The sequence below is a fragment of the Amycolatopsis sp. lyj-90 genome (genome assembly GCF_046549035.1).
Classification (GTDB): Bacteria; Actinomycetota; Actinomycetes; order Mycobacteriales; family Pseudonocardiaceae; genus Amycolatopsis.
Window position 1 is genome coordinate 248,415 of the sequence record NZ_JAJPWP010000011.1, and the last position, 13,449, is coordinate 261,863.

The following is a 13,449-nucleotide window of genomic DNA, read 5'->3' on the forward strand; positions in this document are numbered from 1 at the left end:
TCACTTCCGCAGCGCCGCGAACTCCTTGTTGAGCTCCGCGATGGCGGCAGCCGACCACTCGCCATCGTAGATTCTGCGGATCGCCCGCTCGCCAAGTTCGCGCTGCTCGAGTTGGACATCGACTCCAACAACCCCTCCAACCACCCACGACGCTGCGGCACCGAACGAGTGAACAACGACGTCCTCTGCTCGAACATCGAAGCCCAGCCCCCTCAACCGTAGTATCTCGGCCAACAGCTCCTTCCGGAAAACCTTGGCCACCGCGTCCGCCCAGTTGCGTCCAATCTGTTCAGCACGCACTGCGTCCCGCGTTCCGCCAAGTTTGACGTGGCCCCCGATCCGTACGTCCGGCAGGCCAACGTTGCGCCGCTGTCGCCAGGCCGCAGCCCGCGCGACCCGCCGCGCGGCCAACCGTATCGCCGCAAGCTCCGGCTCCTGCAGAACCACGCTCTCTCCGGTGAACTTGATGGACTCGACATCGATCCTGCTTGCCGCTAGGTCGGACAAGGGAACTTCCGGAACATCGGGTCCCTTCGGCAGTGCCTCGACAAGGCTCCGGCCGCCAGCGACAGAGCGAGTGCCCATGGAGGTCTTTACAAGAACCTCGTCAGCAGCACCGAATATCCGGCCCGGTCCTACGATCTTGTGCCACTCGGTCGCGAACACCGCGCCACCAGGCCCCACCGCGAGGGGCTCCATCGTACCGCACTCAAGCAGCCGTACCGTCGCTGCCGGGTGGAGTCCGGCCCGGCGATACAGATCGCCGCCGACGACAATCTGTGCTTTGACGGTGCCATCTACCAGCAACGAATCGCCGATGTCCAAGGGGCGATCGGTCTTCAAACCGATCGAAAAACGCCCGGCCTCCGCATGCCCGTCCAAAGACCACACCGGGTCGTCGATACCCGCCCACGGCGCGACGAACGGAATGCGCCGGGCGACTGTGCCCCCATCCACCGTCCGCTCTTTGATTACACGGAAGTAGTACTGCTGCTGTACAGCGGAGTCGAATTGTGCCGCGGTGAACATTTCGTAGCTGTCCTCCGCCGTCAGCGGGAAGAACTGACCGTAGCCGCCCAGGGCTCCATTTGCCATAGCGTGCGTGACAACATCTTTCGCTCCAGGCATCGGCGCCGCCAACGACTCGAAGGAGGCTCGAACGGAGGCGGTGGGATGGGTTGCCTCAATGGCGATTCGACCTTGCCCGGAAAGCCTGAGGTTTCCTTGCGTGTAGTGAATCACGCGCGAGTAACCGCCGGGGAGTAGTGATTGAGCGAACTCCTCGGGCTTGCCGAGCTGCCCATGCAGCGCCGCGAGCACGAGCGCACGGCCCAAGATGGAATCACTACCTCTGCCGAGAATCTTCCGCAGTTCGCGATCTCCTCGCAAGGTCCAAGCGAGCCCTGCCTGAGTCAGCTCAATTGTCGTCCGGTCTTGGCGAATAGCCAGAAAGCCTTGATTGCCGATACCGGTAAACAAGAACAGTGGCATAATGTGCCACGGCGACATCACGGCGAAACCCCCGCCATCCACGTAGGTCGCCAAAAGATCGTTAGTCGTATTCTTGGCCCATTCCTCAGCATTTGCAAAAGGTATGTCGTCCTTCGGATACCGCACGAACAGCGCGACCGGAAAATCCACTCTGTTCTTCAGCACGTCGATCTTCAAGTCGCCGGCTCTCAGAACTGAAACAAGCTGGAAACTGCTGGATGAGCCCGCAATGATTCGACGTCCCTCGATTCTCACCTGCCCATTCGGCGAGTACACATCAGCGAATACACCCGCCGCCCTGAGCGCACCCGCGAAATCGAAACCCAGACCACCGAAATTCACCAGGGTGCCACCACCACGCGCCACCAGCAAAACCGACCGCCATCTCCCCGGAGCAATGTTCAAACTCCGCCAAAAGCCCGGATCGGCAACAAGCATCTTCCCTAGCTGCGCACCATCCAGTTCAAGCACACTATGGAATTTGGTCGCGATACGAGCAAACGTCCCGTCCGGGGAATCAACCGAAACCACCAAAGGCAAGCCGGGCAATGAAATACCTAGGTCAACGACACCGTTTTTAATCGCAGCGTCGAAATCTGCCAATGCCGCAGCTTCCACTGCCGGCTCACGCACCCCTCCAGGAACAGGAAATCCGACGACGTCGTCGGATGAAAAATGCGCCACTTCCGCGAGCAGCGGCACCGGCCCTTCCGCAAATTCCACACCCCCTTGAACAGTCATCAGTCTTTCTCCGGGAGTTGAGAACGGGCCTGCATAGTCGTAGGTCTGCCAGTACCCGGTCAGCTCAATCAACTTCCTCAGAAACCGCCGGTTCGCATCCTTCGCCATAACACGCCCTGACAACTCGCTAATGCTGATCAAGATCAGAGACGGACGAGTTTCCCCCGAGGTCAATTGTCGAAACGCCGATGACCTCGCAACCAACTCGGCAGTCATCTCAGGTCCAACAGGCCAGGAACTGCCGTCGGACATCGTTACACCGAACTCGCCTCTGACAACCTCAGTAAAAAGCATTACTGGACGCTTACGAACACCGTCGGTCTGCGCAGCCCATGCTTGGATTCGAGAATCATTTCGGACATTCCCATTGGCATTCACCTGCTGCTCATTTACAGCGCGCATGCGATGATCATTCATCATTCTTAACTCATTTGCATGAGCAGTACCGAAAATATGTGGACGAGCGAACCCCATGCCGAACTGCCGCCCATCGAGTCGGTTCAACCGTACCCACTGGACGTCGTCAGGAAAGACCTTCGCTACCTGGAGGAAGCGGCCCTGGTGCTCTAGTACGGCCACGCCGGCGGGGCCTATCACCAGTCGCTCGGTCCCCACGGATACTGAACGAAACTTCCGAGTGCCTCGCAACGAGGCCGCGAACTTCGCCGCCTCGTTGAGCATCACGCCTGGACGCGCGGGATCCGCACTGATCAGCGTTACGGAGACCGTAGGGTCGTCGACGAACGGCTGGAAAGCCGGCGAATTCAGAACTTTCGTCGCCAAAGCGGCCCCATCGATCAACGCACCGCCGACGAGAAACTTGCCATTACGGCCGGTTGCGTAGACGTAGAACGGTTTGACGAGGGCAATACTCCGAGGCAACGCGGCGTGCAACCGGTCCCAAGCTGCCCGTTCCGGCACAGCCCCAGAGTCGAAACTGATCCCACCACTCGAATTCGCCGTAGAAGAATGCCCGGCTGCCTGCGGCACATGGAGGAGCGGAACGCTGACGAGGCTCAGACCTCCTGTCCCCCGACCAGACCGGGAAACTCCAGTCGCATCAGCGCTTATGAATGACACCCATGGATCCAGGCTTCCCCGCTCAAAATTGGACAGAACCGGCGCACCATTTCCATCGACGGCGAACGGTTCATAGCCGAGCATCGGGGAAAGCGGCTCGAAATCCTGTACAGACCCACCGCGACGCCGAACATCTTCTCCAGCAGAGGGTGAGATCCACAACGAAGCCGGAAGATCGATCTCAGGCACCTGACCCCCAGGAGCCTCAGAACCACCTTCCGGATTTCCCTCACTCGACACGATCTCGTGCGTTACCGAACTCTCTCCGAGGAAATCGTCAATCAGCCCACCCGCATCAACCGGTTCAGACCACGCCGAAGCATTAGCCGTCCCCCACTCAATATCCTCAAGAAGCTCAGCCGGGTTCACATTGTACGGCGGAATCATATCGGCGCCCTGAACACCCCCAGGGACGTTACTGAATGTCGACCAATTGCCCTCCAGTGTCGCATCGAAGTTCTGCGTGAAAAAATCTTCCTCGCGCGAAATAGGAATACCGTCCTTGTCGAACTCGACAACAAAGCCGCTGTCGCCTCCAGGCATTATCGGGTAGTCGATGTCAAGCCCTTCCTCGATACCGAAGGATTCCTCTCGGGCACCGTCAGCCAGGGTATCGAGTTCATTTGGACGATCGTCTACCTCGATGTCCACCGCTTCAGGATTGATATGCTCCGACTCTGCGCCGTCCCCACTTACACGCTGCCGCTTCCCCCGCGGACCAATCAAGGCAGCATCCAAGGATTCACCGACTTTCATAGTTTCCACGAGTTCATTGATCAACTCAGAATTCGGCATCTCGCCAGATGCGGACTTTGTCGCCCCGACTGGATGCTCGGATGCTTCTCCCGCCGCATGGTCCTCAATATTGTTCTTTTTCCTCTTCCTCTCCGTCTGCCAAGCCCACTTAAGTTGTACGTCTTTCACTTCCAGAAGGGGGTAGCCTGACCAGCTTGCGGCATCCTCCGCAGTGACTGGATCACCGTTTGAACCTGTCGCCCCCTGCAATCGCTGGAGCCACCTGTCGATCAGTACCGCCATATGAAAGACCGCGCGCTCAGATTCGCCTGGAATTCGATAAGACACAGGAAGCTCTCCGCGTTGCTGCAGGATTCTTGCCTTATCCAAAAGATTCAAGGCCGCCTCCGACGGCCGGAAGTCCAATAGTTCCTTTACCGCCCCGGATGTCTCAATGAGATAGCCACGTCGTACCTTTGCTGCCAATCCTTGCAACGTCTTAGGAGCGAAGCCCACCTTTCCAGCCAACCTTTGAATATCTGCAGGCTTAAAGACCCAGCTACCGTCCACATTCTCGAGAAACATTCGCCGCGCCCATTTCTCGAACAAATTGCGATACAGAAGACTCTTTTTTGAGGGCTCACCGTAGCTTTTTGGCAACATTTTACTCTCATACTGCCTTTGGGCTTCATCCCACCACGTTTCCGAATCAGATAGCCAGGGTTGCCACCCTTCAAGTGCCGCCTCTCCAAAACTCTGAGCAGCCACTCCTCCAGGCGCACTGGAATTTACTGGCAGAACGCTATCGAGGACCGATCCCGAAGCTGACATCTCCTCCCGAACACCCACAGCTCCCGAAGTCGTCCCAGTTGCCGCGCGCTGCCTCCGAAGAACCGCATCGATTTCCGCCTCCGACACAATAGGAGCTTTGGGATTCAGCAGCGCTTTCAAACGATCTTCGGAGATTGCCGACTGGCCGGTCACTCGCCGCAACAACGTGTGACCAACCCCTGGTGTTTTCCTTCCCGGAATCCACGCATTCTTCGCGCTGAGCAACCATCCTTCATACAGCTCGGCGACGGGGCCGCTCGTCGGAAGGCGCTCCCCTTCAGGCGCCTCGTACGCCGACCCCAGCTTGTCCCGCAGCCCATGGAGTTCGCTTACCCACGTCTGCGTCCCATCCCACACATTCGGCCGCCAGTTCTTCAAATGGTCGATCGCGTCCTCTGCCGTAACGATCTGTTTCGCGGCAGTCCCGGCTCGTGGAGGATCGCCGTCCAGCGTGCCTGTCGATCGCATCTTCACCGCGGGACCGAAGTGCATTGCTTCCCCGCCCCCGGGACCGCCAGGAACAGGCGGCAATGTGTAAGGACGGCCCCCCAGCCGCTCCGCGGGGTTCTCATCATCGAGCCACTTCCACGCCTCCTCTTCAGACAGAAAGGACGGCCTAAGCGTTAGATCATCAGTAATACCCATCCTTGCGACACGAACCGCCGGGCCACCATCAGGGAAACCTACAAACGCCAATGCGACCGGAAAACCAACAGGAACATTCCTCTTCGCCTCCTCGACCGCCAGCATCCGCACTTCGCGCGCCAGCTTCTCCAAACTCCCCAGCTCATCCTCACAACCAATAATCCGAATAGCCTGCGAACCGTCCCAACCACCAATCGTTGCAGCCTCAACCAGCAACCTCGCCCTACCCTCCCGATCCACACCATGCGCCAACCCCACAGCCACCACACCCGGCTCCGGCCGCAATCTTTCAATCCACTCTTTACGCACATGATCAACCACACCAACAAACGCGCCAGCCATAAACCGCCACACCGACACCCCATCAACAACCCGCGATGAATCCGGAGAATCGAAATCAGGCCCCTGACCACCAAGGACCTCAGAACCACCACCCGAACCAATTCGATCAGAAACAATTCCACGCTGCTCGAACCGAGAACGATAGCTACTCAAACGCGCATTCAACGAACGCGCAGCCGTAATCCGTCCCTCCAGAAAAACATGATCCAAACCAGACGAATCCAACCCCCGCAGGCGCTCCAATCGCCGACCCCACGCCTCCACCGACGCCCGCAACCTCGAAGCATCCGGAGCAAAATCACCCGGCAACACCCTCAAATTCTCCCCCATCCGCACAACCTCGCCAGACAAATCCCCCAACAGACCAAACAGCCTGCGGCCCCTCCACCAGCGACCAATTGTTCGTTCGCTAATCTGCAGACCCGCGACGTCCTGGATATTATGACTGGTTACGGCAAATCCGCTGTCGGCCCACTTCTCCCCTTGCAAGCCCGTCACCCACCCCCTGAACAATTTAGCCGCGCGCGTACTTGGCCTGAGTGTCGTCCCCGCCGGCGGAACCACATAATGCACAGGCAGCCCATCCTTCACCTCGTGTAGCCGATCTATCCACGTCCGCGCTCCCCCGCCCTTGGACGGCTGCCACGTAAGCATTCCCCTCTCCGTATCATTCATTTCCGCCAGTTCGTCCGCAGAAAGACCGAAACGTGCCGGGTCCAGCGCCGGAACAGCTACCGTGACGGCTGCCCCCGACGCCTCGCCCGTACTTGGCCCAGCCGGCACCAGCGCCGGTGGGCCCAGATGGACCTTCTGCGTCAATCCCAGACGCGGAGCCCGGTCAGGAGCGGCCAGCATGTATGTACCCGGCTTCGGTTCGTGGCCCGGCTTTCTATCAATCCACCCCTTGCCATCGGCCCGCAACGTCAGCCGCGGCTCGCCGTCGACGTACTTGACCTGCCCCACCCGCGCCGCCGGACGACCAGCCTCATAGTCGCCCTCCATCCCGAACCACACCCACTCCTCAGGATAAGAAACGTGGATCTCCCACTGGTCTTCCAGCCGCGCGGCAAGCTCAGGCAGACCGTCCTGAGCGCAGAGGAACAGCCGCACCTCGTCCGTCCCGTTCCAGCCCGCGGCCAGCAGAGCCTTGACCAGGCTCACCGAATCCGGAACAAGATGATCCGTGATCACCACACCGAACACCCCAGGCTCGTCTCGCAACCAGCTCCCCGCCGACGCCGCCGGCGAATCCAGATCACCCAAAACCATCCCGGCCTGAACAACACCGACACGATCGCTCACCGGCACCAACCAACCCGACTCCACCACAGACCCCAACCGACCATCCCCCTCAGACCGACCACCCAGAACACCCTTCGCTCGACGCAAACCCACCCAACCGGCCAGCCTGCGCGCCAGCACGCTCGCCATAAACTCCTGGTCTTGCATGCTGCGGACGGACCAGAAGACTCCTTCCCAGGCAACCATCTGGACTGCCGCCTCGAACCGAGCCTCGTACAAGCGAAGCAGGGGCGATTTCGGCTCGGTGAAGTCCTTGGGATCTTGGTTAAACTCGTTCACCAGTTCGCGGGCACGCGTGAAGACCGCGTCCTCGCTACTCCAATCGAGCAGTTTCGCCTGCGCCTCACGGTACTGATTGTGCTTTGAGGAATTCGGGTCGTTGACATCGTCGTAGATCTCCGGACCGTAAAGCCCACCGGGAGGCGGCTGACCGTCCACGTGAACGTGAACGGTATCGATCCGTGGGTCTCCCGGCGGCAACGCCCGGGTCCGAATGTCCACCCGCGCCAGCAGCCTCTCCACCGGCATCGACTTGGGCCACCCGTATTCCTGCAGCCGAGCATTCACGGCCCGCTGCATCACCGGGCGCAACACATCCGGCAGATCATCATCTTTCACCGGCAAGCGCGGCCGCTCCGGCAGTTTCCCCCTTGCCAACGCCTTCGCAACCGACTTGCCAGACCTCACCATCGACTTCACCACCGTGCCTGGATTTTGCTTCGCGACGTCTGGATTTCGCTTCGCGACGTAACGCACCACGTGCACGCTAGGCAGCGCCCCACGCCGAGCCTGCACCGCGGCATCGACGAACCCTGCCATCATCGATGCGACAGCCTTGCGGCCGAAGTCCGGCAGCCTGCCGAACGCGTTTAACCGCCCATGCCAGTCCGATCGGGCGAATTCCCTCAAGTCATTCACGACCCAGTGGTCGACCAACCCATCCGACATCTCCTGCACTTCGCTGGAGAAATAACGGTAGTCGCCGCGCTGATCCCTTTCGTCCTTGATGAGGTTGACCCACTCCCGGACGGCAGAGACTTCTGGCCTTTCCGGCACGGGATCGAGTTCCACCTGCCTCCGGATCATTTCCAACAGTTCCAGCGGAAGCTCTGTCCCCAAACGCGTTTCACGAAGAAGAAGCTTGACATCCTCACCCAGCGTGCCTCTCTCAAAATCTTCGAGACGCAGCCGATCCTTGATCCCACGGTTGTCCAGAAATTCCTTCAAGGTAGGGCCGAGATGCGTCGGCTCGTCGACAACACGCCCGCCCGGTGCAGGCTGCAGCGTGTAAGGACGTTCCCCGCGCCACCCCCCAGAATGCATCTCATCGAACCACTTCCAACTCCGCTCCTCAGCCCAGAAGGCCGGCGCAAGAGTCAGGTCCGCTCCAAAAGCCAACTCTCCGACACGAACGGCCGGATAGTCCCCTGTACCAACCAAGAACGCCAGCCCGACCGGAACACCGACAGGAACATCCCGCTCCGCCTCCGCAACCGCCAACTCCCGCACCGCAAGCGCCAACTTCTCCAAACTCTTGGCCCCATCCTCACAACCAATAATCCGAATAGCCTGCGAACCATCCCACCCACCAGTCCTCGCAGCATCCAACACCAACCTCGCCGCCCCCTCCCGGGGCACTCGATGTGCCAACGCAACAGCCACAACACCCGGCTCCCGCTGCAACTCCCTGACCAGCTCTTCAGACACCCCACCAACCAAATGCACCGACGCACCCGCCACAACCCGCTCCACCAACACCTCACCCACAACCCCCGACACCGGAAGATCAATCTCAAACCCCCGACCACCAAGAGCCTCAGAACCACCTTCCGACAAAACTTTCACACGCTGCTCAAACTGAGAACGATAACTACGCAAACGCGCATTCAACGAACGCGCAGCCGCAACTCGACCCTCCAAATCACGACCATCCCAACCAGACGGCCCCACCGCCAGAAGAGCCTCCACAAGACCTGACCACCCCTCCACTCGCGCCCTCAACGTCGCAGCATCCGGAGCAAAGTCATCCGGCAACACCCTCAAATTTTCCCCCATCCGCACAACCTCATCCGACAACTGCTTCTTGAGAACAGACAGCTCACCAGTACCCCCTGGATCAATCTCACCCACCCGCGAATTCCCACGAACACGTCGGCGGAAATTCTCAGCCTCCTCAATGGCCCCCCTCGGAATCACCTGTCCTCTTGCCGCGAAAACCCCACCGGCCTTTACGGCAAAGTCCGACGAAGGCCCACCAGAGCTTCGATTAGAGGCCACCACAGCAGATTCGTTGGCGCCGTCCTGGGTTACCGCTTCCTCAGAAATACCAACCGACGACGCCGGCGGTGGGTTCCCCACATAGATTGCCGCACTGACAGACTTTTTGTGACGATCCGCAGTCGTGAACTCTACTGTTACCGTGGGCCTAGCGATCTGCAGTCCAGCCGCCATCTCGTCTGAATACTCTTCCAGCGCCTTGGACACTTTCTCATTTATCAAGCTGCGCAATCGGATTTGCCGAGCCTTGTTGAGTTGCAAATTTGCGTGGCCCCCATGACTGACAATGGCTTCGATCCGCTTCACAGCAGCCACCTGGTCTTCTGATCCCCTGACGAGATCCACCGCACGTCTCACAGCGCCCGTCACGACCTGACCCACCTGCCACTCCGACACAGGAGTCAGCTGGGACCTACCGGACACGAAATCCAGCCCTTCCATTGCCGACGTCTTCCGATAGTCGGCCCGCGTCCAACCGAGATGCCGATCAGGATGCAGCTTTAACTCAAATGACTGGAACTCGAATTTTGCTGGATCTTTTCTCTTACCGGATTGCATCCGGTTTTTTCCGACTGGAAAAAGTATCCCTAAATCCGCCGCCGTCAACTTGTTTTCGCGATTCGACTGCTCCGCGATCAGCGCCTCATCGAAGACGCCGCGCACAATAGCAGACAAGTTGTCGCTTAGGCTTTCGTCGCCATGTTCATATCTTGTTTCGTTCACGCGAACATCTACAGGGCCGACAGGATCACTATCCCGACTATCACCGTAATACCGACGTAAGGAAAGCCGTGCGATCCACTGACACACTTCGAGAAGTGCTTCACGGTCATCCGAGTAGATCTTTATCGCACCACTCTCGTCATTCCTGTCCAAGCTGCCACCGGTCGAAATCATCCACAGTTCTCTCTCCCGAATCACCCACAGTCCTTTATCCGGATCAAGATCGTCTTCCAGCGCAACGGCGGCTTCGCCTTCGACGCTCACCCGAACCGTAATATCCGTGAATTTTGGTGCACCCTCATACCTCATCTTCACTATCGGTGCGACCCGGTAGCCTTCCGAATCATCAATGTCACCAAACGTCCGATTCGTGCCTTCTGACACTAGATCGACGAAGCGCTGCTTGCGCTTGATCCGCGCTTCGTTGGAGTCTTTGAATATGGGACTCGAAGAAAGCAGAATGGACTTCACTGGCGTTTTCCGGGAAATCGCGACTAATTGCCTTGAATGCACCCACCTTGTCAACCTTTCAGCCGGGACCGCAGGCAGATCACTGATCTTCCCCATGTACTTTAGATCCAGCACCAATGAGTTGTCGTAATAGGTCAGCGGCGTGCCGCCCTCCACCTCATCCGGCATCACCACCAACTTGAGCATCGCCCGCCCACTTGTCTTCCCCAGCAAGACCGGGCTGATCTCAGGAACCTCGCCCGCCCCCAACATCTCCTTAATCAGATAGCACATTTCGTCCAGATAGCCGCTCAATGCCCGCACCTTGCTCTCATCCCCTAAAAAGCTTTCTCTCACAAAGAGCAGGAGGCGAACATCCGCATGCTCCAGGCTGTTATTTGTCCTCCTCTGGTGATCGTCCCGTATCCAGGGCCCATTTTCTTCCTCAAATTTTTCCAAAGTGCTCGAATACGCCTCCATGCTGACCTTCTCGCCTCGGAACTTATCTTCCCACAACAGTTTCATGCCCGCGTCAATGGCCGACTTGACGGATCCCCACCATTTCTTCACCGTAGTGGCGGAAACCATATTTTCACCCGCCAACTTGTTTGCAACCCACTCCGTGCCGATCTTTTGCGTTTGCAATGTGCCGGTGCTCGTCTTGGTGACACGGCTCTCTCCTCGCAAACCCATCACCCATGCCTTAAATAGCTTACGTGTAGCCTCATTAGCCGCAGCGATCTCTAACTCCCCATACTTCGACGGCAGCCGGTGCTGCAATTCGCGCCGCCTTTTCACCCACGTCTGCGTCGGATCATTCCAGTCGGCCGGCCGCCACTTAAGCAGCTCAACCTCGACAGTGGTCATCCCCGCCAACTGTTCGTCGGTAAGGCCATAATGCGCGGCGTCCGACGATGGAGCGGCTCCCGAAGCACCGCCCGCACTTGACCCAACCGGCGCCTGCGGGCCGAGATGCATCGGCTTGTCGACCACACGCCCGCCCGGAGCAGGCTGCAGCGTGTAAGGACGTTCCCCGTGCCACCCCTCAGAATGCATCTGATCGAACCACTTCCAACTCCGCTCCTCAGGCCACAAGACCGGCGCAAGAGTCAGGTCCGCTCCAAAAGCCAACTCTCCGACACGAACGGCGGGACCATCCCCTGCACCAACCAAAAACGCCAGCCCGATCGGGGCACCGACAGCAACAATCCGCCCTTCCTCGGCAATCGCCAACGCCCGCACCGCACGCGTCAGCTTCTCGAGACTTCCCGCCGCATCCTCGCAACCAATGATCCGAATTGCCTGCGACCCGTCCCAACCACCCGCCTTCGCAGCAGCAAGCACTGAGGCGGCCGCGCCCTCCCGAACCACGTCGTGCGCCAACCCCACAGCCACAACACCCGGCTCCCGCCCCCACGCCCCAGCCAAACCCACGAGCTCAGCATCAGCCTCACCCACCAACGCACCCGCCACGATCCGCCGCATCGGCACGCCACCCACAACAGGATCAGCCGCGACGAATCGGGGCCGCCGCCGACCCCCGAGATCGCGAGCGAGTTCCTTCGCTGTGAGCCTGGCAAACGCCGCTGCCGACGCGTCACTCTCGTTGGTGGTCTTCGCCTTCACCAGATCTGCCGTCAGGATCGTGTGCAGGACGTGATCCCGCCCCGTCAGCTCGGCCGGATCCCCGGTGGGCGTCCGCAACCGGAAGTGTTTTGCCAGTTCAGTCCGAGCCTGGGCGGCGAGCTTCCTGAGTTCGTCCGCCGGCACGAGATCGGTCGCCAGGATCCTCTGCGCGTCTTCCCAGCGCCTCTCCACCCATTCCGGCAGGGAAAGCGCCGGCCCGCCTGTGGTCGGTATCTGAGCTTCTTCGATCCGATGCTGGAGTTCAGCCTTGGCATCAAGCCAGGCGTTCAGTGCGATGTCGGCTTCGTGAGCGGCTTCGGCCAGGCTCGCTCGTGCGGGCCTGAGGCCGCCGGTCAGGTCGTCGAGGATCGCTTCCTCCCGCACCTGAATCTCGCCGAGCTCCCCCAGCCGTTCCTCGATCTCGGCTCGTCCGGCCATATCGGCCGCCGCTTCCAGATCAGCTTCGGCGGCAGCCCTGGCGGCGACGATCGCGCTCCGTGGATCGTCCGAGAAGTCGTTCTCCACGCCGGCAGCTTCACGGAGGTGTCGCTCCGCCGCTCGGCTTTCAAGCCAGAACTGGTCGACGACGTGCTGCTTGCGGCTGAGAATGTGTTCCTTCGCCCGCCAGAGCGCAGCGGCCTGCCGCACGCGATCCTGTGCTTGGCCGACGTCGGCCGGGAGAGCCTTACCCAGCACCTTCGGCAGCTCGGATTCCGCTATCCGGGCCAGGACCGACGCCGGGCTCGGAACGACCACAGTGCTGCTGACACCGCCGACCTCGACCACGATCAGATGCTCGGCGCCGAACTGCACCAGCCCGGTCCGACCGCTCGACCGCAGTGTGATCCACCGTGGCGCCGTCGTCGTACCCGAGGGAAGATGGTGCGGGTTCGTGCTCTGCGGACCGCCGCCGCCCGGCATGTGCTGGTCGCCCGCCTCACTCGAACTGCTGCCGTCCCCCGCGTTCACCAGGGTGGAAGCAGCGGAGGAGTAGCCCGTCTCGGGCAAGAATGTCTCGACGATCCTGGCGGATTGGTCAAGCCGGACCTCATCGCTCACGCCGGCCAACCGTGCGTCGTCCAACCGGCTGTGGATCGTGACCTTCGCTTCTTGCCCCCCTCTCAAGGTCATCGAGTACATCGTGGGCAGGTTTTGCCCGGACGCGGACGCCTTGGGCAAGCCTGCGCGCATCGCGGTGTTGCTCAC

The 13,449-nt window shown here is 60.0% G+C and carries 1 protein-coding gene (cut by a window edge); it reads right to left on the reverse strand.

Going from position 1 to position 13,449, the window contains the following annotated elements:
* A protein-coding gene (locus ACLJPX_RS35615; RefSeq protein ID WP_410604744.1) for a hypothetical protein crosses the window boundary here: on the reverse strand, window positions 1-13,449 show its final stretch. Its footprint extends 23,340 nt past the window's final position; only the last 13,449 of its 36,789 coding nucleotides appear in the window; its start codon lies beyond the right edge, outside the window; the stop codon is at window positions 1-3.